The organism is Microbulbifer mixtoriginis (SeqCode), from assembly GCF_052468275.1.
Genome location: NZ_CP174341.1, coordinates 637964 through 664192 on the forward strand (window position 1 = coordinate 637964; position 26229 = coordinate 664192).

20 protein-coding genes are annotated in these 26229 nt (G+C 53.3%); 13 read left to right on the forward strand and 7 right to left on the reverse strand.

Annotation, left to right across the window (positions count from 1 at the left end; all coding sequences use genetic code 11):
- Nucleotides 1-147: 147 nt before the first annotated feature.
- The 4 genes from ACJJIC_RS02860 to ACJJIC_RS02875 all read right to left on the reverse strand — a co-directional run bounded on the left by ACJJIC_RS02860 (nt 148) and on the right by ACJJIC_RS02875 (nt 5304).
- A complete protein-coding gene (locus tag ACJJIC_RS02860; RefSeq protein WP_444910898.1) occupies nt 148-1371 on the reverse strand; it encodes a transglutaminase domain-containing protein in 1224 nt (407 codons plus the stop codon).
- Between the two features lie 88 nt (nt 1372-1459).
- The gene (locus ACJJIC_RS02865) at nt 1460-2902 is read right to left on the reverse strand and encodes a catalase (RefSeq protein ID WP_445356425.1); all 1443 of its coding nucleotides are present in this window, start codon (nt 2900-2902) and stop codon (nt 1460-1462) included.
- 89 nt (nt 2903-2991) lie between these two features.
- Nucleotides 2992-4137: a DNA-processing protein DprA gene (gene dprA, locus ACJJIC_RS02870; protein ID WP_444883277.1), complete on the reverse strand. Its 1146-nt coding sequence runs from the start codon at nt 4135-4137 to the stop codon at nt 2992-2994.
- 96 nt (nt 4138-4233) lie between these two features.
- A complete protein-coding gene (locus ACJJIC_RS02875) occupies nt 4234-5304 on the reverse strand; it encodes a LysM peptidoglycan-binding domain-containing protein (RefSeq protein ID WP_444910896.1) in 1071 nt (356 codons plus the stop codon).
- Between the two features lie 183 nt (nt 5305-5487).
- On the opposite strand from ACJJIC_RS02875, the gene def reads away from it, so the two are divergent.
- The 9 genes from def to ACJJIC_RS02920 all read left to right on the forward strand — a co-directional run bounded on the left by def (nt 5488) and on the right by ACJJIC_RS02920 (nt 15560).
- Nucleotides 5488-5994, forward strand: coding sequence for a peptide deformylase (gene def, locus ACJJIC_RS02880; protein ID WP_444887632.1), 507 nt, complete (start codon nt 5488-5490; stop codon nt 5992-5994).
- Between the two features lie 64 nt (nt 5995-6058).
- On the forward strand, nt 6059-7012 hold the full coding sequence (fmt, locus tag ACJJIC_RS02885; RefSeq protein ID WP_445356426.1) for a methionyl-tRNA formyltransferase: 954 nt from the start codon (nt 6059-6061) through the stop codon (nt 7010-7012).
- Nucleotides 7009-8316, forward strand: coding sequence for a 16S rRNA (cytosine(967)-C(5))-methyltransferase RsmB (gene rsmB, locus ACJJIC_RS02890; protein ID WP_445356427.1), 1308 nt, complete (start codon nt 7009-7011; stop codon nt 8314-8316). Before fmt ends, rsmB begins: the two co-directional genes overlap by 4 nt.
- Nucleotides 8317-8346: 30 nt before the next feature.
- Nucleotides 8347-9732, forward strand: a complete 1386-nt coding sequence (trkA, locus tag ACJJIC_RS02895) for a Trk system potassium transporter TrkA (RefSeq protein WP_252083983.1) — start codon at nt 8347-8349, stop codon at nt 9730-9732.
- A gap of 89 nt (nt 9733-9821) precedes the next feature.
- The gene (locus ACJJIC_RS02900; protein WP_252083982.1) at nt 9822-11273 is read left to right on the forward strand and encodes a TrkH family potassium uptake protein; all 1452 of its coding nucleotides are present in this window, start codon (nt 9822-9824) and stop codon (nt 11271-11273) included.
- Between the two features lie 97 nt (nt 11274-11370).
- Entirely contained in the window at nt 11371-12405 is a 1035-nt protein-coding gene (locus tag ACJJIC_RS02905; protein WP_445356428.1) for an efflux RND transporter periplasmic adaptor subunit, read from the forward strand.
- Between the two features lie 47 nt (nt 12406-12452).
- Nucleotides 12453-13148: an ABC transporter ATP-binding protein gene (locus ACJJIC_RS02910; RefSeq protein WP_445356429.1), complete on the forward strand. Its 696-nt coding sequence runs from the start codon at nt 12453-12455 to the stop codon at nt 13146-13148.
- On the forward strand, nt 13145-14305 hold the full coding sequence (locus tag ACJJIC_RS02915; RefSeq protein WP_445356430.1) for an ABC transporter permease: 1161 nt from the start codon (nt 13145-13147) through the stop codon (nt 14303-14305). Before ACJJIC_RS02910 ends, ACJJIC_RS02915 begins: the two co-directional genes overlap by 4 nt.
- Before the next feature lie 67 nt (nt 14306-14372).
- Nucleotides 14373-15560, forward strand: coding sequence for an ABC transporter permease (locus ACJJIC_RS02920; protein WP_444887627.1), 1188 nt, complete (start codon nt 14373-14375; stop codon nt 15558-15560).
- A gap of 42 nt (nt 15561-15602) precedes the next feature.
- On the opposite strand, the gene ACJJIC_RS02925 is transcribed toward ACJJIC_RS02920, so the two are convergent.
- On the reverse strand, nt 15603-16490 hold the full coding sequence (locus ACJJIC_RS02925) for a lysophospholipid acyltransferase family protein (protein WP_444923787.1): 888 nt from the start codon (nt 16488-16490) through the stop codon (nt 15603-15605).
- 157 nt (nt 16491-16647) lie between these two features.
- Here ACJJIC_RS02925 and glyQ point away from each other — a divergent pair, with 157 nt between their 5' ends.
- From glyQ to ACJJIC_RS02945, 4 genes are all read left to right on the forward strand, one after another.
- Nucleotides 16648-17604 carry a glycine--tRNA ligase subunit alpha gene (glyQ, locus tag ACJJIC_RS02930; protein ID WP_444883267.1) on the forward strand — a complete coding sequence of 319 codons (957 nt, stop codon included), beginning with the start codon at nt 16648-16650 and terminating at the stop codon, nt 17602-17604.
- Nucleotides 17604-19685, forward strand: coding sequence for a glycine--tRNA ligase subunit beta (gene glyS / locus ACJJIC_RS02935; RefSeq protein ID WP_445356431.1), 2082 nt, complete (start codon nt 17604-17606; stop codon nt 19683-19685). The genes glyQ and glyS overlap by 1 nt, the downstream gene beginning before the upstream one ends.
- Nucleotides 19686-19739: 54 nt before the next feature.
- Nucleotides 19740-20291, forward strand: coding sequence for a D-glycero-beta-D-manno-heptose 1,7-bisphosphate 7-phosphatase (gene gmhB / locus ACJJIC_RS02940; protein WP_444910891.1), 552 nt, complete (start codon nt 19740-19742; stop codon nt 20289-20291).
- 352 nt (nt 20292-20643) lie between these two features.
- Complete coding sequence (locus ACJJIC_RS02945; protein ID WP_445356432.1) at nt 20644-23625, forward strand: S8 family serine peptidase; 2982 nt, start codon at nt 20644-20646, stop codon at nt 23623-23625.
- Between the two features lie 144 nt (nt 23626-23769).
- Here the strand turns inward: ACJJIC_RS02945 and ACJJIC_RS02950 are convergent, their stop codons facing one another.
- Both ACJJIC_RS02950 and ACJJIC_RS02955 read right to left on the reverse strand, forming a co-directional pair.
- Nucleotides 23770-24978 (reverse strand): serine hydrolase domain-containing protein, encoded by a 1209-nt coding sequence (locus ACJJIC_RS02950; protein WP_445356433.1) that lies wholly within the window; start codon nt 24976-24978, stop codon nt 23770-23772.
- A gap of 168 nt (nt 24979-25146) precedes the next feature.
- Nucleotides 25147-26133, reverse strand: coding sequence for a GlxA family transcriptional regulator (locus tag ACJJIC_RS02955; RefSeq protein WP_444883263.1), 987 nt, complete (start codon nt 26131-26133; stop codon nt 25147-25149).
- Nucleotides 26134-26229 lie beyond the last annotated feature (96 nt).

Sequence of the window (26229 nt, forward strand, 5' to 3'; positions counted from 1 at the left end):
CAACTGTCAAAGTGGGGACAAGCGCCAAAATCTAGCGGATTGCGCAGCCGTGCACAAGGTGTTGCCTTCAGCATTTCAAAACAGAGGCAACTTTGTGCTTATGGTACAAATAGCTTCATATCTTGTCTTGTAATATGGCGTCTTAATTTAAGTATCTTGATACCACCAAGCCCATCGAGAGAATGGGCGTCTATATTCTTTATTACGAGTTACTGGCTCAATATTCTCTATTCCCAGAGCATCAAATTTTTTCTTATAATGTGTTTGATCATACCTTGTGTCTGACAGAATTAATGCCTGCTGAAAATTCTTACGATAACCTCGACTCCCAAACTTGAATCGCGCAAGCCCCAGAAGGTAATGAAAGCGATGATCGTTTTTTTCTAGTGAAATTGCATTCTTAATGTTTCGGATTGCCGAGACGTAATCTTTTTTCGAGTAAGCTGCCTGAGCACTGGCATACCAGTAATAAGGGTTTTGTTCACGGTAACTTTGTAACTGTTTAGAGAGAATCTGAGCGGACTCCAAATCTCCCCTCTCCCTGAGCGCCCTTTCCATATTATTCAGTGCAACCATATTATGGCTATCCAGCTCTAGAGAGACTTTGTAAGTGTTGATCGCCAGATTTCGATAGCCTGCAGATCGATAAATTGCACCTAGATTACTCCATAGATTTGAGGAATCAGGCGACAATAATAATGCCTTACGAATATAGAGAAAGGCCTGTTTGAAGTTCCTATCTGAAAGGAAGTCTACTGATAAATTACTATAGAATTTAGAAAATGCTTCCGAGTCATCTAACACCTCCCCATGATAATCTGATTCGTAGTCAATAAAATTAAAATCCAAAATCTGTTTTTTACTTCCTAGGTCTGAAATAGTATTGATGTGTTGATAAACATAGGTCTGCTGATCCTCCAAGTATCGAGTTTCTGGAATAAATACCTGATTAAAGTTTATTTCTATTCCGAGCTCCCTAACCATGGCAACCATAAAAGCACTAAAGGCCATACAGTTACCCCTCTTTTCTAAAAACACTTCAGAAGCACTTAAAGTGGCATTAGCCTCATAAAAGAGAGAGAAATCAACCTCCTGTAACTTTAGCAAAAAATTATTTAACCGATCAGTATCGTCTTTACCTTTTATTTCATCTAAAAACATTTCCATTTCGGAATTTATTGCCAAAATATCAACTTCTGGCAGATCATTAATTTTTACAGGCTCTCCAATTAAAATAGAACCAGATAAAAGCTGCTTTTTAGAAAACTCTGAAGGTGGTAACAAATCGACAATAGATGGTTGAACTGAACAAGCTGACAGCCAAACAGTGAAAAATGAGAGGGCAGTTATTTTTTTTATCATCCAATCCATAAGCTTATCTTCTTTTTTTTAAAAAGTAAGAAATACATTTTTACCATAATTGTCAGGTAATTAAAGCTTTACGAAATAGAAAGTATTTTTATTTTTTTCCTAAAGATAACTCTACGCCCTCAGCATAACTAGAGTCGACCTGGGAAAAAAGTACCAATTGTCGCTGTACTATCTCATCCGGAACTCCGGCCATGGCTCTGGCAATATTGCCAAAGAGTCTCTGTTTTTCGGCGTCATCGAAGAGATTGAAAAGCGTCCGCACTTGGCCGTAATCATCGTTGCCCTCGCGATGATCGTAGCGATCGGCAGCACCGGAAAGCTTTAGTGGCGGCTCCTTGGCACTGGGGTCTTGCTGCGGGCCGTTGAAACTGTTGGGGTCGTAATAGGCATCGGGATTGCCTGTGCGAATCCCGCTGGTATTCATCTCCCCGTCTCGATAGTAGTTATGCACTGGGCATTGGGGTGCATTTACCGGAAGACTCTCATAGTGAGTACCCAAACGGTGGCGATGGGCATCGGCATAGGAAAACACTCGCGCCTGTAGCATTTTATCTGGGGAGAAACTAATGCCCGGTACTACGTTTGAGGGAGAGAATGCTGCCTGTTCCAGTTCGGCAAAATAATCATCGGGGTTGCGATTCAACTCCATTTCGCCAATCTCAATCAGCGGGTAATCCCCATGTGGCCACACTTTGGTGAGATCGAAAGGGTTGTAATTTGTCTTGGCAGCATCGGCCTCGGGCATTACTTGTAGCTGTAGACTCCACTTGGGATAGTCACCCTTCTCAATCGCACCAAACAGGGCTTCCTGATAACTCTCGCGAGTGCGGCCAATCACTGACTCCGCTTCGGCATCGGTATGAAATTTGTGCCCCTGACATGTCTTGAAATGGAACTTCACCCAGAAGCGCTCGCCGGCACTGTTCCACAGAGAGTAGGTGTGGGAGCCGTAACCATTCATATGCATAGGTGAAATTGGCAGGCCGCGATCTGAAAACAGGATCGTAACTTGGTGCAGGCTCTCTGGAGATAGCGACCAAAAATCCCACATGGCTGTAGGGGAGCGTAAGTGCGTGCGGGGATGACGTTTTTGCGTGTGGATAAAATCGGGAAACTTATAGGGGTCGCGTACGAAGAAGACCGGGGTGTTATTGCCCACCAGATCCCAGTTGCCGTCTTCTGTATAAAACTTGAGGGCAAAGCCGCGCACATCGCGCTCGGCATCCGCCGCCCCCAACTCTCCGGCTACAGTGGAAAAGCGGGCTATCATTGGTGTTTCAGCACCGGGCTGCAATACCTTGGCGCAGGTGTACTTGGCAATATCTCCGCTAATCCGCAGAGTACCGTAAGCTCCCCAGCCCTTGGCATGTACCGTGCGTTCGGGAATCCGCTCACGGTTTTGATGAGCGAGCTTCTCCAGCAGTTGATAATCCTGCATCAATAGGGGGCCACGTGGTCCGGCGCTAAGGCTGTTTTGGTTATCCGCGATGGGTGCGCCAGCATCCGTGGTGAGCTTGGAATTATTCGCCATGACTTGCCTCCTGTGTTCGAGTCCACAGAGTATTAACGCAGCGCTTTGACTTCGCGAATCGCTCGGCGGCTGGTCCTTCAGGGGAGGATTCAGGTGGCCACGCCTTCTTTCTGGAGACAGCAGGCTGCTCCCTGAGCCGTCAATTGATAACCACCGGGCAGCTGCTCCAATAGCTCTAGCAACTCCATTTGCAATAGCAGCGCCATCAGTTCACCCGCCGGCTCCCCAGTATCCACAGCCAACTGCTCGATACTGCGAGGCCCTCCCTGCAGGGCTAATAACACTGACAGCTGCTGATTATCCAGCGGGGTATTGCTTAGGGGCTCACTATCCGCAGGCTCCGCTAACAGCCCCCCCAGCTGCCCGGCGATATCTGCGCTGGTCTCCACCAATGTTGCCCCCTCGCGAATCAGGTGGTGACAGCCCCTGGCCATCGGGTTGTGGATGGAGCCGGGGATAGCGAAAACCTCTCGATTTTGCTCCAACGCCAGCCGCGCAGTGATTAGCGACCCCGATCGCATCGCAGCCTCCACTAGCAGCACTCCCATAGAGAGCCCACTGATAATCCGGTTGCGACGCGGGAAGTTTTTCGCCTCAGCGCTACTGCCGAGTGGCAGTTCACTGACAATGGCGCCACCCGCGCTCAGGATTTCTTCCGCCAAGGCGCGGTTCTGACGCGGATAGACGGAGTCGACACCGCTGCCCAGCACCGCAATCGTGGCTCCCTGTCCCCGCAAAGCACCCTGGTGCGCGGCTGCATCTACCCCCAGTGCTAGCCCCGAAGTGATGGCAAAACCGGATCCGGCGAGCTCCATGGCAAAACTGCGAGCATTATCCAGGCCAGAAGTCGTGGCGCGACGCGCACCAACAATAGCGATTTGGGGCAAGGTGAGAGCAGCAGCTTCGCCCCGCACATAGAGTATTGGCGGTGGTCGCGAGATCTCTGCGAGCAAATTCGGGAAACCTGCATCACCGTGGTACAGCAGCTGCACGCCGATTTGTGCACAGCGGGCGCGCTCGGCTGCCACCCACTCCAACAATTCGCTCTGCAGGCCAAGACGACAACAATCACGCCACTGGGATTGGGCCCGCGGCGGTAGTTTGCTCAACAAAGTTGGGGGGAATTGCAGTAAGGCCCGATCGGGGCTGCCAAAGTGCTCTAGCAGCTGCCAGTAGCGGGCGGGCCCCAGGCCCTCTAAACGCAGCAGGGCCATGCTGGCGGTCAACGCATCCATGCGGGCTCACTATTTTTGTCTGTTTTACAGGAGAGGTTGTATTCAGATTTGCGGCGCTCCAAACAGCAAGAGGCGCCGCTCGATTTCAATACTTATTTAGGGATTGCGCACCGAGTCCATCACCGCCAAGGGGCGATCAGCTTCGAGAATAAGCGCCAGGCTCATCTTTTCAAAAGTGCGGAAAACCATCATCTCACCTGCGCGCTCATCGGGCAGCTTCACGCTGTCTCCGGCGATACGATCGCGCACTACAGAACCGCGCTTATAAACTGCCATCACATTGCCAGGCACTATGCCATCGCGCTCACCCAGATTGAGGATAACTACGTCGAATTTACCAATCTGAGTCACCCCCTCATCGACACCAACAATCAAGCCATTCACTGTCACGGCCGGGGCACTGGGGTGAAAGAGTGCATCGATAGAACGCTCTTCCACTGGCATCAAATGATCCTCGAGACGGATCTCGCGGGCGGTGCTGGCCACGCCCAGGGTGGCGACGGAGAATCCAGGGCGGTTATCCGGGTCCAGCTGTAGCAAATCCACTTCACCTATCCCAAGAGCCTGGCGTCCTAGAGTCTCATTGCTGACGGGGTCCACATACACCGGGCCCGGGCGGTAGAGACCGTAGGAGGCCAGGGGCACTTCGAAATCACCGCGTGCGTAGATGGTATCGCCGGCACCCATCAAAATGTGGTTATCGGAACCGGACACAATATAGGGCGTACCCTCGAAGGCATTGGGCTCGACGATACGGGTGCGCGAGAGGAAGGCATTGATGGCATCAAGGGGAATCGCCGGAATCGCATCCTCCACGGCTTCGCGACGTATCTGCGGCGTTAAGCGATTACCATTAACACCGGGAGACAATTGATAAGCCCGCGGGCCGCGCTGCAGCTGCAGTTGCGGCTGGCCATCCACATACACCAGGCGCAGGCTGTCGCCGGGGTAGATCAAGTGGGGGTTCTCAACCTGAGGGTTTACTTGCCAGATCTCCGGCCAATACCAGGGCTGTACCAGAAACTCACTGGAGATATCCCAGAGGGTATCGCCCTTTTGCACAACATAGGCATCCGGATGGCTGGGGTTCAGGCGCACCTGATCCTGCGCTTGGGTGCCAAGGGCGACCGCCAACATCGAGACGGCGGCCAGGATTATTTTTTTCATGGAAGCATTCCTATGCTCTTTATCGCTATAATTCTCAGCGCCGAACCACCCTTCTACAGGAAATGTGGCCGGCCCCGGGCGCAAGACGCCAGCGAAAATCGGGGTCCACTCGGTAAATATTGAGCGCGATCATAATGTTATCAGCGCACGTTCAACGAATACTAGAAGTTTGTCACAGGTGTTATGGCTAAACTCGAGATACTGGAATTTCCCGATCCGCGCCTGCGTGAGATCGCCAAACCCGTCGCAGAAGTTACCGACGCGCACCGTCAACTGCTGGACGACATGTTCGAAACCATGTACGCCGCACCTGGCATAGGCCTCGCCGCCACCCAGGTCAATGTGCATGAGCGCGTCGTGGTGGTGGATATTTCCGAAGACAGCAGCGAGCCGTACGGATTTATCAACCCTGAGATCGAAGTACTGGACCCGGAGATCCACCAGTACGACGAGGGTTGCCTGTCGGTACCCGGTTTCTACGAGACGGTAGAACGCCCGCGCAGGGTGCGAGTCAAGGCGCTGGATCGCAACGGCGAACCTTTTGCCATAGAGGCAGAGGGGCTGCTGGCAGTGTGTATCCAGCACGAAGTTGACCACCTGGATGGCAAACTGTTCGTGGATTACATCTCCCCACTCAAGCGCAACCGCATTCGCTCCAAGCTGGAAAAGTCCCAGCGCCGACGCGCCTGATCTATAAAAACTGGCCGCCGGCAGGCCCGGCGCCATCTCCATCCCTCGATCTGAGAATCCGCCAGTGAATATCATTTTTGCCGGCACGCCGGACTTTGCCGCCGTGCATCTGCAGGCGCTGCTCGACAGCGACCACACTGTCATCGCCGTTTACACCCAACCGGACAGGCCGGCGGGGCGCGGTAAGAAACTGCTGGCCAGCCCGGTCAAGCAGCTGGCCCTCTCCCACGATATCCCCGTGTATCAACCTCAGAGCCTGCGCGACCAGGCAGCGCAGGAAGAGCTGGCGGCACTCGGCGCCGATATCATGGTGGTGGTGGCCTATGGACTGATCCTGCCGCAAGCAGTGCTGGACACCCCGCAACTGGGCTGTATCAACGTACACGCCTCCCTGCTGCCGCGCTGGCGCGGCGCCGCTCCCATTCAGCGCGCCGTCGAGGCGGGAGACAGCCACAGCGGTGTGGCAATCATGCAAATGGAAGCCGGGCTTGATACGGGTCCGGTACTGGTGGAGCGCCGCTGTGACATTACTGAGCAAGATACGGGAGGCAGCCTGCACGACAAGCTCGCCGAACTCGGTGGCCAGGCTCTGATTGAAGCCCTAGCGCAGCTGGCCTCAGGCGCCGCCAAGCCGGTGACTCAAGATGATGCTACAGCCAATTACGCTAATAAAATCAGTAAAGAGGAAGCGCGCATCGACTGGCAGCGCCCGGCGCAAGAATTGCAGCGCCAGATCCGCGCCTTCAATCCCTTCCCGGTGTGTTGGACTACCTATAGCGAAAGTAAAGGCGAACAACGCCTGCGTATCTACAGCGCCAGCCTTGAACGCGGCTGCCACAGCAATACGCCCGGTACCATTCTAGCCAGCGATGACGAGGGTATTCTGGTCGCCTGTGGTCGCGAAGCCCTGCGTCTGCAAGTACTTCAGCTACCCGGTAAAAAAGCGCTGCCCGCAGCGGAAATTTTGAAAGGCTACCGGGCGCTGTTCACTCCCGGCACACAATTGGGATCACTATGAATAGAGATGTACGCGCCGAAGCAGCCCGAGTAGTAGCCGCACTGCTGGAAGCGCAAGGTTCACTGGCACGCCTGCTACCTAAAGCCGAAGACAAGGTTGAGGAGCGCGACCGCGCCCTGCTCCGCGAGCTGTGCTACGGCAGTGCCCGCACCGCCCCGCGCCTGCAACTGATCGCTACCAAGCTACTGCGCAAAACCCCCAGCGATAGCCTGGTGAGCGCGCTGATCCTGCTGGGCCTGTATCAACTGGAATACACCCGCATCCCCGATCACGCTGCTATCTCTGCCACGGTCAATGCCGCCCGCAGTCTCAAGCTGGATCGCGCCACTGGCCTTATCAACGGCGTACTGCGCAACGCTTTACGCGAACGCGAGCGTTTGCAGCGAAAGTTGTCCGGCAACCCCCAGTTCAGCTCTATGCACCCCGCCTGGATGCAACAGGCGATCAAAGCCGCCTGGCCAACGCAAGCGTCGGAGATTTTTCGCGCTAACAATACCAATCCCCCCATGACCTTGAGGGTCAACAGCGCGCGCATTTCCCGCGAGGATTACCTGCAGCAGCTCGACGAGACCGGCCTGTCCGCCGAGGCCTGTACCCTCTCTCCGGTTGGCATCACCCTGCTCGAAGCAGTACCTGTGGGAATTCTGCCCGGTTTTGCCGAGGGCTTGGTGAGTGTGCAAGATGAATCCGCCCAGCTGGCAGCGCAACTGCTGGCACCCTGTGAAGGCGAGCGGGTGCTGGATGCCTGTGCCGCGCCGGGAGGCAAAAGCTGCCATCTATTGGAGCAGCAGCCCGCTATAGAATTGAGTGCCCTGGATATCGAGGAGGAGCGACTCGATCGGGTGCAGGAAAACCTCGAACGTTGCGGCCTCTCCGCACAGTTAATTTGCGCCGATGCGGCTGCGCCGGATGCCTGGTGGGATGGACAGCAGTACGACCGTATTCTGCTCGATGCACCCTGCTCTGCCACCGGGGTGATTCGCCGCAACCCGGATATCAAACTGCTGCGCCGTGCCGAGGATATCGCCGAGTTGGCCAGGCTGCAGGCGGAAATTCTGCGCGCCACCTGGGCAATGCTCAAACCCGGTGGCAGTCTGCTATACGCCACCTGTTCAGTGTTACCGGCCGAAAATAGTGAAGTTGTCGCCGCCTTCGTTGCGGAGACCGACGATGCGAGCGACAATACTCCGCAACTGCTGCACGGTAAGTCCTGGGGTGAAAAACAAGTTGCTGGAATGCAACTGTTACCCCATAACGGTGGCGGCGACGGTTTCTACTACGCTCTGCTCAGCAAGGCCGAATAACAGCAGCGCTAGCCGCGAGTCTCATCCGATATGAAAATTGTCATTCTCGGCGCCGGCCAGGTGGGCGGCTCACTGGCGGAGGCTCTGGCCTCCGAGCGCAATGATATTGTGCTGGTGGACAGCGACGAAAAAACTCTGCGCGAGTTGCGTGATCGCATTGACATTGGCGTGGTTAACGGCCACGCCTCCCATCCCGACGTGCTGATGAATGCCGGCATTGAGGATGCCGATATTCTGGTGGCGGTCACCAATAACGATGAAACCAATATGGCAGCCTGCCAGATTGCCCATTCATTGTTCCGTGTGCCCACCAAGATCGCACGCGTGCGCGCCTCTTCTTATCTGCAGTACCCCGAGTTATTCGACAACCAGGCGATTCCCATCGACGTTTTGATCAGCCCCGAGCAGCTGGTCTCCGAATATATCGCACGCCTGATGGAACACCCCGGCGCGCTGCAGGTGCTGGATTTCGCCGGCGGTCGCGTGCAGCTGGTCACTGTATTGGCAGTTCAGGGCGGTCCTCTGGTAGGCCATCAGCTGCGCTATCTGCGCGAGCACATGCCCAAGGTGGATACCCGTGTGGCGGCCATCTACCGACGCAACCGGCCGATCATTCCCCAGGGAGACACGGTGCTCGAGGCCGGCGACGAGGTATTTTTTATCGCCGCACGCGCCGATATCCGTGCGGTAATGAGTGAGTTGCGCCGCCTGGAACACGGTTATAAGCGCGTGGTAATTGCCGGTGGTGGCAATATTGGCCTGCGGCTCGCAACCAAATTGGAAAACCGCTACTCGGTTAAAATTATTGAGCGCAGCCATGAACGCTGCGTATTTTTATCCGAGGAGCTGTCCCACACCATTATCTTGCACGGCAGCGCCTCGGACCAAGAGCTGTTGCTGGAAGAAAATATTGAGGACACCGATGTTTTCCTCGCACTCACCAACGATGACGAAGCTAACATCATGTCATCGCTACTGGCCAAACGCCTGGGCGCGCGCAAGGTGATGACCCTGATCAACAACCGCGCCTACGTGGACCTGGTGCAAGGCGGGGAAATCGATATTGCCATTTCGCCCCAGCAAAATACTATCGGCAGCCTGCTCACCCATGTGCGCCGCGGCGATATGGTTAATGTGCACTCCCTGCGTCGCGGTGCCGCCGAGGCGATCGAAGTTGTCGCCCACGGCGACGAGCGCACCTCCAAGGTGGTGGGAAAGAAAATCGAGGATATCGATCTGCCCGAGGGCGCCTCCATCGGTGCCATAGTGCGCGAAACAGAAAATGGCAGCGAAGTTTTGATGGCGCACGACGATGTAATTGTGCAAAGCGACGATCACGTGATTGTATTCCTGGTGGATCGCCGCCAGACACGCCATGTGGAGCAGTTGTTCCAGGTTGGCTTCGGCTTTTTCTAAATCATATTTTTTATTGAATAGTCCGGCGATTACAAACACCGCCGTCCATATATATAAAGTAACAACAGATAACAGGCTGACAGGCGCCAATGCGAATTGCGGTAATTGCGCGAGTTTTCGGAATTCTCCTCACTGTGTTCAGCCTGACACTGCTGCCACCGATCGCCGTGTCCCTGTGGTATGAGGACCATACCCACAACGCCTTCGTTATTGCCTTTGTGATCACTCTGGTGACCGGCTTGTTTATGTGGCTGCCGGTGCACGACCTGCGCCAAGACCTGCGCACCCGCGACGGCTTTGTGGTGACTTCGCTATTCTGGCTAATCCTCGGCAGCTTCGGCTCCCTGCCGTTTATTATCAGTCCGCAGCCGGATCTAAGTATTACCGATTCGATTTTTGAGTCGATTTCCGGGCTCACCACCACCGGCGCCACCGTAATTACCGGCCTGGACTCCCTGCCTCCAGCCATCCTCTACTACCGCCAGCAGCTGCAGTGGTTTGGTGGTATCGGTGTAATTGTTATTGCACTGGCAATCCTGCCCATGCTCGGCATCGGTGGTATGCAGCTGTACAAAGCGGAAATACCCGGCCCAGTGAAAGATACCAAGCTGACACCGCGCATCGCCGAGACGGCGCGGGCACTGATCGTAATTTATGTAATCCTGACCATTCTGTGCGGCATCGGTTACTGGTGGGCGGGCATGACCGTGTTCGATGCCGTGGGACACGCTTTCTCCACCGTGGCTAACGGCGGCTTTTCCACCCACGATGCCAGTATGGGCTTCTACGCTCACAACCGGGCCATTATGGTGATCTGCATTATTTTCATGTTCACCGCGGCAATTAACTTTGGCCTGCATTTTTATGCCTTCCGCAATAAAACCCTCAAGCACTACTGGCGCGATTCCGAATTTCGTTTCTACGTAATGCTGATTTTGGGGGCCGGCCTGTTGATCAGCTGTTATCTGTGGATTCTGAATATCTTCTCACCAGGCAACAGCCTGCTACACGGTTTCTTCCAGGTGGTTTCTATTAGTACCACTGCCGGCTTTGCCTCTGAAAACTTTTCCGCCTGGCCGGTATTCCTTCCCTACGCATTGCTTCTTCTGGGTATTCTCGGCGCCTGTGCCGGCTCTACCTCTGGTGGTATCAAGGCGGTACGCGGCATGTTGATTATGAAATCCGGTATGCGCGAATTGAATCGACTGGTGCACTCCAATGCGGTGATACCCATTAAAATCAACCGCAAGATCGTACCCGATCGGGTAACCGATGCAGTGTGGGGCTTTTTTGCCGTCTATGTGCTGTCGTTTTTTATTCTCTCGATTATTGTGATTGCCACCGGCGAAGATTTCGTCACCTCTGTGACAACGGTGGCCTCCTGCCTGAGTAATATCGGCCCGGCTCTGGGTGAGGCCGCATCTCACTACGGTTCAGTCAATGAGGTGGCCAAGTGGTTTCTGATCCTCGCCATGCTGATGGGACGCCTGGAAATTTTCACCCTGCTGGTGCTCCTAACTCCCGCCTTTTGGCGCCACTAATTTGGCGCCAACGCCGCAAGTCAGATCGAATAGCAATATTTTTTAGTTTCTGCCACAGTTGTTCTTTACAGGAAGTAATCAATAAGAACATGGCTGTATGAGCAGAAACACCAGTGAGCTGCTCGGTCAGTTGAAAATTGACCGGGATACGGCTCCCAATGATTTACCGTCATCGCCCCGAAAAACCCTGCTGGCGGCTTCCACCGGTGCAGTCGCCGGCCTGCTAGTTGGTTTTTTTGGCGCCTCCCTCTTGGCCGAAGACCCACCCGCAAGCCCTAACACAATCCCAACTCCCGCCAACACACACACTACGCCATCTGCCCCCTCCAGCGCACACCTGGAGACGGTGTTGAATGCCTCCGGATATATCACCGCGCGACGCATGGCTACGGTGTCAGCAGAGGTGATGGGACTGATCAGCAGTGTAGATGTCGAGGAGGGTATGCAGGTACAGGAAGGTCAAGTACTAGCCCGCCTCGACGACGTCAAAGCGCGCGTCAGCCTGGCATTTGCCCGTGCGCAGATTCAGGTACTGCAAGCCCAGGAAGCCAGTATTCTCGCCAAGCTAAAAGAAGCAGAGCGTCAGTACCGGCGTTTCGCTGGGTTGCGTGAAAAAAACTACTCCAGCAAAGCACAACTCACCCAGAGTGAGGCCACTGTTGAAGGCTTGAGAGCCGATTTAAACAGCGCTCGGGCAAATATTGAGGTGGCTAAACTGGAAGCCGAGCGACAGCGGGAGCGCTTGGAGGATCACACGATACGCGCGCCCTTTGCGGGAATCGTTACACAAAAAAATGCTCAGCCCGGAGAAATTGTCGCACCCAGCTCCGCCGGAGGCGGTTTCACCCGCACCGGTATCTGTACCATTGTGGATATGAACTCCCTGGAAATTGAAGTGGATGTCAACGAGGCATTTATCGGCCGGGTCTCCACGGGTCAAAGGGTAAACGCGAATCTTGACGCCTACCCGGAGTGGGATATTCCCGCCACGGTGGTGGCAATTATTCCAACCGCCGATCGCGCCAAAGCTACGGTGCGTGTGCGTATCGGTATCGATCAAAAAGACGCCCGTATCCTACCGGATATGGGGGTGAAGGTCGGCTTCCTGGCCGGGGAGGAAGTCGCTCTTTAACGGCACAGACTACGGCTCTAATTATTCATTAAAAAAGGAAATTACAGATGTCTGAAGATGTGTTGTTTCAGTTAAAAAATGTCGGCAAGAGTTTTATCAAAGGTAAAGAGAAAATCTCTATTTTTGACGATCTCAATATGAGTATTGAGCGAGGAGATTTTGTCGCCATTATGGGGCCTTCCGGCTCCGGAAAAACCACTCTGTTAAATATGCTCGGCGGTGTCGATCAACCCACCAGCGGGGAAATTTGGTTTGATGGTACCCGCATAGACTCCCTCAATGAGAGCGCCCTAACCCGTTGGCGCGCGCAGAATATTGGTTTTATTTTCCAGTTCTACAACCTGATGCCGATGCTCAATGCCCAACGCAATGTAGAACTGCCGCTACTGTTAACCAAGCTCTCCAAGGCACAGCGACGCAAAAATGTCGAAACCGCCCTCGCTTTGGTGGGCTTGAGCGATCGCGCCAAACATATGTCCAGTGAAATGTCCGGCGGCCAGCAACAGCGGGTGGCCATCGCCCGCGCAATTGTTTCCGATCCTAAACTCATTCTGTGTGACGAGCCCACCGGTGATCTCGACCGCGCTACCGCCGATGAAATCCTGGAGATGCTGCAACTACTCAACCGCGATCACGGCAAGACCATCGTCATGGTTACCCACGACCCGGCCGCAGCCAAATACGCAAAACGCATCCTGCATCTCGACAAGGGACAATTTGTGCAGAGGGAAATAGTGGCATGAACGATCTCTATTTAATTTATAAAAACATGACGAGGAAACCTCTGCGGTTATTTCTCACCTGCTTTGCAATTTTTATCGCTTTTTTAATTTTTGGCGCAGTGACCAGTTTGAAATCTGCACTCAATTCCAGTGTGGAGTTATCCGCTGATAATCGCCTGGTAGTTTTTAACCGGATTAATTTCACCCAATCTCTACCCATCTCTTATTTCCAAAAAGTCGCTGCGGTCGAGGGAGTAAAAGATGTCACCCACCTGAACTGGTTTGGCGGTTATTATCAGGAACAAAGTAGGCAAATTGTCTCGCTGGCAGTGGACCCCGAATCCTATTTACGCGTTTACGAAGAAATAGTGATTCCGGATGAGCAAAAACAGGCTTGGTTTAACAATCGTCAGGGCGCACTGATAGGTGAGAAACTCGCGCAAATATATGGCTGGAAAATTGGTGACCGGATTCCTATCTCCTCAAATATATTCACCCATAAAGATGGTGGCTATACCTGGGAGTTTGTAGTCTCAGGAATTTTTAAAGGGGATACCGAGCAGTACGATACTCGCCAAATGTTATTCCATTATAAATACTTCATGGAAACTCAGACATTTGGCAATGACTGGATAGGATGGATGGCACTCACTACTGACGATCCCTCTCTCAATGAGAAAGTAGCCAAAACCATTGATGACAGTTTTGCCAATTCGCAAAGTGAAACCGATACCAGTACGGAAAAATCCTTTAACAAAGCTTTTATCGAGCAAATTGGAAATATCGGTTTGATTATTTTCTCGGTGGTTTTCACCGCGTTTTTCACCATTCTGATTGTGGTTGGCAATACCATGGCCTTGGCGATTCGCGAGCGTACCGGCGAGATTGCTGTACTCAAAACCCTGGGCTTTTCCAGCGCACGCATTTTTCGCATGGTGCTATCAGAATCCCTGTTGATCGCATTTATCGGCGGTCTCTCTGGACTCGCTGCGGCCTGGCTGTTAGTTGAAGGAATAAAAACCTTTCTCGCCCGTTTCCTGCCCAACTTGATTCTCGATGGCGATATCGCTTTGCAAGCGCTGTTTTTTATGCTGCTGCTGGGAATTATTACCGGCTTGCTACCGGCTTTTAACGCGCTGCGACTGAATATTGTCTCGGCATTTAATCGTCAGCCCTAAATACATCAGATCGAGTTCCTCACAACTGTAGGTGCCCGATTGATCAAGCCCAACCGGAGGAAAGCCAATGGGCTCTCTAATTGCACAAATTATTTCAGTGACCCTGATGAACCTGGGCAGCCTGCGCCGGCGCCTGTGGATGTCACTGGCGATGGTACTGGCCTCGGCGGTGGTGGTGGCAATACTGCTGGCATTTCTCGCCATGGCCAAAGGCTTCGAAGAAACTATGCGCGGCGCCGGTTCCAACCAAATCGCCATCCTGATGCGCGAGGGTTCCTCCACCGAGCTCAACTCGGTGATCCTGCAGGATCAGGTCAACCTGGTTAGCGAATCTGCAGGAGTCGCCCGGGACGCCAACGGCCCACAGGTTTCACCGGAACTCTATGTCATTGTGGATGGTATCAAAAAGTCCAGTGGTACCGAGGCCAATATCCCCCTGCGCGGACTCAACCAAACCGGTATGGCCATGCGCACCAACATGCACTTAACCGAAGGCCGTATGTTTGTTCCTGGAACCAATGAAATGATTGTCGGCGAGGGTGTCCTGCGGGAATTCAGCGGTTTCGAGATTGGCAAGGAAGTGCGCTTTGGTAAAAACCTGTGGACAGTTGTCGGAGTTTTTTCCACAGGGGGTAATATTTTTGAAAGTGAGCTGTGGGCAGATATCAAAACAATCCAGAGCCATTACAACCGCGGCAGCAGTTATCAATCCATTCGCTTGCAACTGGACAATGATGACGGCCTGGCATCGGTCAAGGAAACCATTGCGCGGGAACCGCGCCTTAATCTCGAAGCGCAGACCGAGCGAGAATACTTCGCCAGTCAGGGTAAACAACTGCAGTACATCGCCACCTTTGGCTGGATTATCAGTGCGGTGATGGCCCTCGGTGCCCTGGCTGGAGCACTCAATACTATGTACACCTCAGTGGCGGACCGTGCCAAGGAAATTGCCACCCTGCGCGCCCTCGGCTTCAGTAATTTTTCCGCTTTCTGCGGCACGATTGCTGAAGCGATGGTACTGGCGGTGGCCGGTGGACTACTGGGGTCATTGGCCGCCTACTTGTTCTTCGACGGCCTAAATACCTCAACCCTGGGCGGCAGTTTTACCCAGGTGGTGTTCAGTTTTGAGATGTCCCCAGACCTGTTCGTGCAGGGCGCCGTGTTGGCGCTGGTAATCGGCTTTGTCAGTGGTTTTTTCCCCGCCTGGCGCGCCGCGCGTATGCCGGTAATTGTGGCATTTCGCCACGCGACGTAAATTTTACCTAGATGCCGATAGACATAGGGGCCGCTCAGGCCCCTATGTTTGTTTGCGGTAAATTTTACTCTTGCCTTCCGGCTGTCTGCGAAAGCGCTTGTATTCCCACTGATACTGCTCCGGCGCCTGGGCGATGCAGGCCTCCACACCGCGGTTCATTGCCGCCAGGGATACTTTTTGCTCTTCGCTGTAAATCGCTTTTTCTGCGGGGACAAAAACCAGCTCAAAACCGCCTTCTACACGCTTGCCAAACCCAAAAACCACATGGCACTTGGTGCGCTGTATCAGATTGTGCACCAGGGTCATCGTCAGGGCCGGGCGCCCAAAAAACGGGGCAAAGTCACCGCCCATATCCGGTTCCTGGTCGGGAAGAATCAGGGCTAAATCTCCCGCTTTCAATGATTTAAGCAGCGCGCGTACACCGTGCACATTGGTGGGCACCATCTTGCCGCCGGTTACTTCGCGCCCGCTGCGAATCACCGGGTCCAGGGCTTCTATTTTAGGAGGCTGGTAAAGTACAGCACAGGGGGACAAGGTACCTACATACAGGCCGAATATTTCCCAGTTGCCAGTATGTGGCATTAACACAATGGTGCCGCGCCCATCGGTCTCACCGGCGTTGAGTAACTGCTGATTGCGCACACGAACAATGGCATTTTCATTTTTTGCCCAGGGCGTATTCCACAGTGACGCCATCTCAAAACCCGCCATGGCCGTGTTGATCACACTCTCCCTCGCCAGCTTTTCACGCTGTTTGGGGTCCATTGCCGGATAGCAGAGTTTGAGATTAATGCGGCTCAGGCGCAGGCCTTCGGAACGAGTCCATACAGCCATTTTGCCAGCAAACCAACCTAATCGCCGCGACCAGTGCAACGGCAATTTGCCGATGATTTTCAGTGCCCCTACAGCAAGGCGCCCCTTAATATCCACTCACTACTTCCTATACAAAAACCACTTTAAAGTGGTCGTGTTGCCCAAGTATGGCCATTGAAACCTCTTGACGCGGCTATAGCGCTTTAAGCGCAGCAGTCGCTGCCGCTATAATTGCGTCCCTTTGCCCACAGCAGATACTGATCCGGAGATAGCGGTGTCCAAGCAATACGATCTCAGTACCTTCCAGGGACTTATTTTTGCCCTACAGGATTATTGGGCGCGCCAAGGGTGCGTCATTCTACAGCCTCTGGATATGGAAGTGGGCGCCGGCACCTTTCATCCGGCCACTTTCCTGCGCGCCATAGGCCCGGAAAACTGGAACGCGGCTTATGTACAGCCCTGCCGCCGCCCCACCGATGGCCGCTACGGCGAGAACCCCAACCGCCTTCAGCACTACTACCAATACCAGGTAGTGATGAAGCCATCCCCGGACAATATCCAGGAATTGTACCTCGATAGCCTACGCGCCATGGGCGTAGACCCGGCTATCCACGATATCCGCTTTGTGGAAGATAACTGGGAATCCCCAACCCTGGGCGCCTGGGGCCTCGGCTGGGAAGTTTGGCTGAACGGTATGGAAGTCACCCAGTTTACCTACTTCCAGCAGGTGGGCGGCCTCGAGTGCTACCCGGTTACCGGCGAAATCACCTACGGTCTCGAGCGTATCGCCATGTACTTGCAGGGGGTCGAGTCTATCTACGATTTAGTGTGGACCCGCAACCCGGACGGCAGTCCCGTCACTTACGGCGACGTTTTCCATCAGAACGAAGTGGAAATGTCCCACTACAACTTTGAACACGCCGATGTGGAGTTCCTGTTCGCCACCTTCGATCACTGCGAGCGCGAGAGCACACGCCTGATTGAGCTGGGCCTGCCGCTGCCCGCTTACGAGCAAGTTATGAAGGCCTCCCACGCCTTCAATCTGCTGGATGCGCGCCACGCCATCTCAGTGACCGAGCGCCAGCGCTATATCCTGCGCGTACGCACCCTGGCCCGCGCCGTGGCACAGGCTTACTACGATGCGCGCCGCGCCTTAGGCTTCCCCATGGCAGATGAAGCACTGCGAGCAGATATTTTGGCGGAAGACATCGAGCAAGAGGAGAAGCAGTAATGGCTCAGGATTTTCTGGTAGAACTGGGCACCGAAGAGCTGCCACCCAAGGCGTTACACAAATTGATGAGCGCTTTCGCCGATGGTATTACCCAAGGCCTCAAAGGCGCCGAGTTATCTTTTGGCGAAGTGAAAGCCTACGCAGCCCCCCGCCGCCTGGCTGTAGCGGTATTCGGTTTGGCAGATAAGCAGCAAGACAAACAAATTGAAAAGCTGGGCCCGGCCGTCAAAGCCGCCTTCGATAAAGAAGGCAAGCCCAGCAAGGCCGCAGAGGGTTTCGCCCGCAGCAACGGCGTAACCGTTGAAGAGCTGGGACGCAAATTGACCGACAAAGGCGAGCGCCTGGCCTTTATCAGTGAACAGAAAGGCGCTGAAACTGAATCCCTGTTGGCTGGTATTGTCGAAAAGGCACTGGCTCAGCTTCCTATTCCCAAGCGCATGCGCTGGGGTGCGCGCCGCGAAGAGTTTGTGCGCCCGGTGCACTGGCTCGTCATGCTGTTTGGCAACAAGGTCGTAGATGGTGAAGTACTCGGCTTGAAAGCCGGAAAAACCAGCCGTGGTCATCGCTTCCACTGCAATCGGGAACTGGAGATCCACTCCGCCCACGACTATGCACAAGTTCTGCGCGAACCCGGCTACGTCATGGCAGATTTCGCCGAGCGCCGCGAAGCCATTCGCGCTCAAGTTATTGCCGAAGCCAATAACGTCAATGGTGAAGCGGTCATCGACGACGACCTGCTCGACGAAGTCACTGCGCTGGTGGAGTGGCCTGTCGCCCTTACCGGCCGCTTCGAAGAGCGCTTCCTGGAAGTGCCCGCTGAAGCCCTGATCTCCTCCATGAAGGAGCACCAGAAGTATTTCCACGTAGTCGATGAAGATGGCCAATTGCTGCCGTTCTTTATCACTGTGTCCAATATCGAGAGCCAGGATGCCGCCCAGGTTATCCACGGCAATGAGCGCGTAATCCGGCCGCGCCTGGCGGATGCTGCCTTCTTCTTTGAGACCGACAAGAAGACCAGCCTGGAATCACGCCGTGAGAAACTGCGCCAAATCGTATTCCAGCAGCACTTAGGTAGCGTCTACGACAAGACTGAACGGGTAGCTGCCCTAGCCCGCACCATCGCTGAGAAAACCGGAAGCAACGGCGACTGGGCCGAGCGCGCCGGCCGCCTGTGTAAATCGGACCTGGTTACCGAGATGGTGTTCGAGTTTGCCGATATGCAGGGCATCGCCGGCTACTACTACGCCGAAAACGACGGCGAGCCGTTGGATGTGGCCAAGGCCATGTACGAGCAGTATATGCCCAAGTTTGCCGGTGACGAGCTGCCCGCCAGCGACACCGGTACTGTAATTGCCCTGGCAGATCGCCTGGATACTTTGGTCGGCATCTTCGGCATAGGCCAACCCCCCAGCGGCTCCCGCGACCCCTTCGCCCTGCGCCGCGCCAGCCTGGGCATCATCCGCATCCTCGTTGAAAAGCGCCTCGATCTGGACCTGCGAAAATTGCTGGAATTGGCCCGCGACAACTACCCGCGCACCGCCCTGGGTGAATACGACAAGGTGGTAGAGCAGACCCTGCAATACGTACTGGAGCGCTTCCGCGCCCGCTACGAGGATCAGGGCATTGCCGCAGAGGTATTTATGTCGGTTGCCGCGCGCAAGCTGTCGCGCCCGCTGGATATCGACAACCGTGTGCACGCGGTTAACGCCTTCAGCCAACTACCGGAGTCCGGCGCCCTGGCAGCAGCGAACAAACGCGTTTCCAATATCCTCGCCAAGCTGGATGGCACAGTGCCCAGCAGTGTCGATGAAGCACTATTGCAGGAGGAAGCGGAGAAAGCCCTGTTCGCCGCTGTACAGGTTGCCCGCACAGAAGTTGAACCGCTGTATAGCGATGCGCTTTTCGCCGAAGGGCTCGCCGGCCTGGCGGGCCTGCGTGAAACCGTGGACAACTTCTTCGACCATGTGATGGTAATGAGTGACGACGAGCAACTGCGCAACAACCGCCTGGCCCTACTGGCCCAGCTGCGTGCACTGTTCCTCGAAGTTGCCGACATCTCCCTGTTGGTTCCAGCCAAGTAATAGCGACTTGAAGCGGGGCTCTGCGCCCCGCCTCAACGAAACAGGCGAATCGACATGGCAATAATTCTTCTTGGCCGCGATGGGGTCATTAATCAAAACCGCAACCAGTTCGTAAAATCCGCAAACGAATGGCAGCCCCTGCCCGGCAGTATTGAAGCACTGGCTGCGCTCAGTCAGGCTGGCCACCAACTGGTGATTGCCACCAACCAGAGCGGCCTGGCCCTGGGCCAGTTTGACTTGGATGACTTGGAGGCGATACACGCCAAGATGCGTTCCCAGGTAGAGGATGCAGGCGGTGAAATTGCCGCGATTTTCTACTGCCCCCATGGGCCCGAAGACAACTGCCGTTGCCGCAAGCCCCAGGCGGGCCTGCTGGATGCCATCGAAGCGGAATTCGACACCAGCTTGCATGGCTGCTATCTGCTCGGTGATAAACTGGCCGATTTACAGCTGGCCTTGGTCAAGGGGTGTAAGCCGGTACTACTAAAAACCGGTGCAGGCGCAGAAACCCTGCAACAGCTAGTAGAGAGCCCCGATCCGCGTCTGGCGGAAACCGCTGTGTTTGCCGACTTAGCCAGTTTCAGCCTGTTTCTAGTGGGCCCCTGAGCCCACTGATCTCTCTTTTACAGCCCTCCAAATTTAATGAGCTTTTCCAATCTCGCGGAAAAGCGTCATCAGAAACCCTCTCCACTACTGCGCCACCTCGCATTTGTGACTTACGTTTTTTTCTTTCTCGCCAGTTAGCAAAAATAGTACAAAACAATGACTATGACGCCAGTTTATTGAGTCCTGCGACACATTACTTTAAAAGCGAGTCACAGGTCGGGTGGCTTTATCCCAGTGAAAGCGCGCTCTGCCAGACCAAGGATGGCTTGTTGGGTGTCAGTGACATTGGATAAACAGCGCACTTTCTCTCCCACCTCTACCCGCCTGTTAAAATAAAAAATGGGACAACTCAATGAAAAGAAAAATAATTTCCTCGCTTATTGCGGGCCTGCTGTGCTCTGGCAGTAGTTTCGCAGCCTCAGTAGCAGACACACTCACCCCCGAAATCCAAAAGAATAAAAAGGTCTATATCGTACAGCTCGATGGCGAGCCACTCTCCACCTACAGCGGCACAGTCGCGGGCCTCTCCAGCGCTAAGTCCAATGTACGTCGCAAGGCTGACCCGCGCAGTAGTAGCTATCGCCACTACTCCGATTTTCTCAAAACACGTCGTCAACAGGTGCTTTCCGCGGTGCCCGGCGCACGCAAAGTGCATGAATACAAGGCGGCCTTTAACGGCTTTGCCGCAGTTATGAGTGAAAAAGATGCCGAAGCACTGCGTAGCCATAAAGATGTGAAAGGCGTCTGGGAAGATCGCCTGCTGAAAATGCATACCGATTCCACTGCAGACTTCCTCGGCCTGACAAATACACCCAGTCCCTGGCTCTGGGGAATCACCGGTGAGGATGTGGTCGTGGGTGTAATCGACTCGGGTATTCATCCAGAACACCCGAGCCTGATGGATGTTCCAACGCCACGGCAGGGTAATCGTGGCGTCAATATTTCCTATGGTCCAGTGCCTGAATCCTTTTTCGGTGAGGGCTGTGAGTTTGGTAACACAGACTTTAACCCCGGTGACGCCGCCTTTACCTGCAATAACAAACTGATCAAGGCCAAGTCTTTTTCAGACGCCTTCCTCTCCAACAAGACTCTGGCGGATTACGAGTTTCTCTCTGCACGGGATGCGGACGGACACGGCACCCACACCGCCACCACTGCCGCAGGGAACTACGGTGTAGTGACCCCAGATGGGAAAACCCTGACCGGTATGGCGCCGCGTGCCCGTATCGCGGCCTATAAGGTGTGCTGGGATGCCCCAGACCCGGACGATAGCGGCTGCTCCTCGGCAGACTCCATGGCTGCTATTGACGAAGCCGTGGCCGACGGTGTGGATGTCATCAACTTCTCAGTGGGTGGCTCCAGTACCGTTTTTACCGGTGCTGATGAGATCGCCTTCCTGTTTGCCGCCGATGCGGGCGTTTTTGTTGCCACTTCTGCCGGCAATGATGGCCCAGGCCCACAAACAATGGGCACGCCTTCCGGTGTCCCCTGGATTACCGCAGTGGCGGCTGCCGAAGACGACCAGAGCTTTGGCACGGCCCTGCAGGTGGATGCCCCTGAAGCGGTTGTGGGCACCTACGATGCCCGTGAAGGCAACGGCCCGATCACTATGGAAGATGCAGGTCTACTATCGGCACCTGTTGTTGTGGGTGCCCCTCTGGAGGCCTGCTCCGCACTCACCAACTCCGAGGCCATTGAAGGCAAAATCGCGCTGGTGAAGCGTGGGGGATGCTCCTTCAGTACTAAATACAACAATGCTGCAGACGCCGGCGCAGTGGCCATTGTTGTCTATAACGACGGCAGTGCTGTAGACCGTATGGATCCGATCGTTATGTCGGCACCGGATACTACGATCCCCGGTGTGATGATTCGCCATGCGGATGGCGCCATGCTGGTTGAGAATTCGGGGGTCACGGGCACCCTGGATCCAGAGCTGAAGATTTCCCGCGAAGACCGCATCGCCAGCTTTTCTTCCCGCGGCCACAACGTAGGTGCGACGGATATTATCAAGCCGGATGTGGCAGCACCGGGCGTAGGCATTCTCGCCGGTACTTCACCGGTGCTGAGTGGCGGCAACCTATTCGCCGCCAAAAATGGCACCTCCATGGCCAGCCCCCATGTCGCCGGTATTATGGCCCTGTTAAAACAGGCTCATCCGGACTGGAGCCCGGCCATGGCCAAATCCGCACTGATGAGTACAGCGCGCACCGACCTGCAAAAGTCCTTCGGACCCAAAGCCGCTGATCCCTTCGATATTGGTGCAGGCGCTATAGTGCCCGCCGCGGCTTTCGACCCCGGTCTAGTCTACGATGCCGGTTTCAACGACTATCTAGCCTTTCTCTGTGGCGCAGAAAATCAGCCGCAGATTATCGAGGCCAGCACCTGCGAGGGACTGGTTTCCGCTGGTTATTCCTTGGATTCCAGTGATCTCAACCTGCCATCAATCGGCATCGGCGAATTGGTTGGCACGCAAACTATCAAGCGCCGTGTCACCAGCGTCGGCCGCGGCCAGAGATGGTATTGGGCTTCTGTAGAGGCACCCGCAGGTGTCGAGGTCAGTGTTAACCCTAGGACTCTACGCCTTAGAGAAGGAGATAGCGCCGAGTTTGAAGTTACCTTTACGGTTACCGAAGAAGCGGCCATGAACGAGTGGGTATTTGGCGAATTAAGCTGGAAATCCGTTGGTTTACGCCAGGAAGTACGCAGTCCTATCGCTGTACGCCCGGTTCCACTATCCACAACTCAGAAGATCAGTGCCGATGGCAGTGATGGTGCAGTAAACCTGCCCGTGCAGTTTGGTTATAACGGCAACTATCAAGTGGATATCAACGGCTTGGCGGAAGGCGTACCTTTCCCTGGTAGCGTTGAGGATGGAGAAAACCAGCTGATTTTCTTCGATATTCCGGAGGGTACAAAGCTTGCCCGCGTAGCCTTATTTGATGCGGATGTGGGCGATGGTAGTGGCAGCGACGACTTGGATTTACAAGTCTACGGCCCCGGCCCCGACTTCCCAGAGGTGGGCACCAGCGGTTCACCGACTTCCGCTGAATCTGTCGATTTAGTCAATCCCTCCTCAGGTCAGTATGCGGTATTCGTAGTGGACTACGCCTCTGCTGAGGGCCCTACGCCATTTACCCTATTTAACTTTAACCTGAGTGGAGACAACGGCAATACCCAGCTCACAGCTCCGCCGCAGGCACAAATAAATAGTAGTGGCACTATCAATCTGGAGTGGCTGGATCTCTCCCCTGGTACCCGAGCCTTGGGAATTCTCAGCCACGGTAACGGTGAGACCGTATTTGCCGAAACCGAAGTTATGGTGAATACCCAGTAAGGAATATCACCCTCCGCTAAATAGCGGAGGGTGTTTTTAGCCGATGGTCGGCCAGGACAAATAGTATAAATGGCTTTTTCTCAGTGTTTTTTCTTACTCGATAACCAAAAAAACGTAAATATCCTCTGATTAGTTTTTCTATTTCTACTCACTATTTATCTTTTTCTTAGCATTTACATCTAAGTAACCTTCCCAACCTAAAGGAACCTTCCTCTCCGCAATCGTCAACTCCAGCAAACGCCCAAATATATCCTCAGCATTATCACTGTTACTCATCAGTAAAACACCCGTGCCAGCCTTAGGATAAATCAGAGAGTAATGCTGAAAACCTTCGCCATGGCCCTCTTTAAACGCTGCCCAACCATGCTCAGTATGGAAAAGTCCCCAACCCAATCCATAGCTCAACTGAATAGAATCGTATGCATCAGTAAACCTATGAACTCCAGGGCCAAATTGAGTTTCGCTTTTAATTCTTACTTGGGGGTGAAATATTTCTCGATAGGCATTACTACTTAAATTCTTTCTATGTAAAATTCCCTGCAGGAATCTTATGTAATCTGTGGGATTTGTCTCTAGGGTACTGGGTGCTCTGGGCGAATTATCCTTGTCCCGAGGATAGGTGCTCCCATCTGAACGATGACCCAAAGCATATTTATTTTCGAAGGACGCTTGCCATGTATAACTGGAATGAGTCATACCATAGGGGCCGAATACAATTTCTCGTGCCAATTTCTCCAAAGGTTTTCCGGTAATTTTTTCCAGCACAAACTGTAGCAGTACCATTCCTTCACCCGAATAGCTATAACGCTCTCCTGGATCAAAATGTAATTTCAGTTTGTTATCTGGCTCAATCCACCTCCAGTTTGGCAATCCAGTGGTGTGTGACAGGCACATTCGCGCTGTGATTTTTTTATAACGAGGATCATTGCGGAGATGGGTAAAATTTTGATGCCAGTGTTTACCAGAATTTTTCCAAATTGGTTCTTCTAGGTAGGATTGCAGAGGCCTATCCAAATCAATTATCCCCTGTTCAACCAGCGCCATGACCAATACTGAAAAAACAGCTTTACTCAATGAGGCTCCATAGATTTCAGTGTCTATATCTAACTTTTCTTTTTCTGGAAAATTGGCAAAACCAAGTGCTTCAGAAAATACCACCTCATGTCGGTTAAATATAGCGACAACCAGACCGGGAATTTTATTTTCTTTTCTCAGGTTTTCAATTTTCTCAATTAATTTATCCTGAGAAATAGTACTACCGTCCAGGCGCTCTATATCACCTTGTCGATCTCCTTTTTGAGCGAGGGCCGGAAGTGTGATGACCACACAAAAAATTATAAAAATTTTACGCATCTAATTACCTATTTTTAAACGAAAAGAATCTTTCTTATTCCGTAAAATATTAGATGCGCAAAAAGTATGACCTAGATGCAGTAAACCTCGAGAAGAGTTAAAAATTTATTTGACTATTTTTAAATGGAATTTAAATACTGGCGATTTTCTTTATTTAAAATATTAGTATTAGTGAAATCGCCGACGAAACTCACTGGGAAGTATGCCTTTATGTCTTCGAAACGTGCGTCTCAATTGCTCCTGGGATTGAAAGCCACAGAGGCAGGCTATTTTTTCCTGCGACAGGTTTTGTTCAGACAATAACTGGCAGGCTTTTTCCACACGGATATTTTCGACAAAGCGCGCTGGGGTCACTCCCAGCTCCTTGAGAAAGCAGCGGGAAAAATTACGGGGACTCATAGCAGATTCCTGTGCCAATTTTTCTACTGTGAGAGACTGATTCAAATTTTGGTAAATCCACTCCACAAGTCTGGCAAAGCGATCACTCTGTTGCTGATTCATCAAGTGGCTGCTGTATTGCCGCTGGCCGCCATCTCGCTTAAGATAGAGGACCATTAGTTTGGCGATTGCCAGTGCCAAACTACGCCCGTGATCTTCCTCGACTAACGCCAGAGCGAGATCAATACCCGCGGTAATACCGGCCGAGGTATAAATATGATCATCACATACATAAATCGCATCAGGGTCTACTTCAATATCGGCAAACTGCCGTAGCTCATCCACATTTGCCCAATGGGTAGTTGCTTTATGACCAGCCAGCACCCCAGCCTTAGCCAAAATCAAAGCACCATTACAAATTGAGCCCATCCGTTTAACCACCTGTTTTTGTTCACACAGCCAGTCGAGAATATCTGTTTGGGAATAGAGGGCTTTATAACTTCCAGGCGGCCCACCACTCATCAACAGGGTGTGGATATCTTTCACCTCACGATATCCACAATCCGCATACAGCTTTACACCCGTGCCCATCTGTACCAGCCCGGATTCTTCAGCCAATAACTGGATTTTGTAAAAGTCAGAAGGGTAACGCCCCTCCTCACGGAGGAGATGATTGGCCAGAGCAAAAACCTCCAGTGGCCCAGTCACATCCAAGCTGGAAGCGCCCGGATAGATAAACATGGCAATTTGAATAGACTGGTCCTGAGTCAATTTCATTGATAGAGTTTTCCACAACGCCAACAAGGCACAATTTTATCTTGGCGGTAAATTCTGCCGATTAATTCGCACTTTACCAACCATTTCTGCTAAATA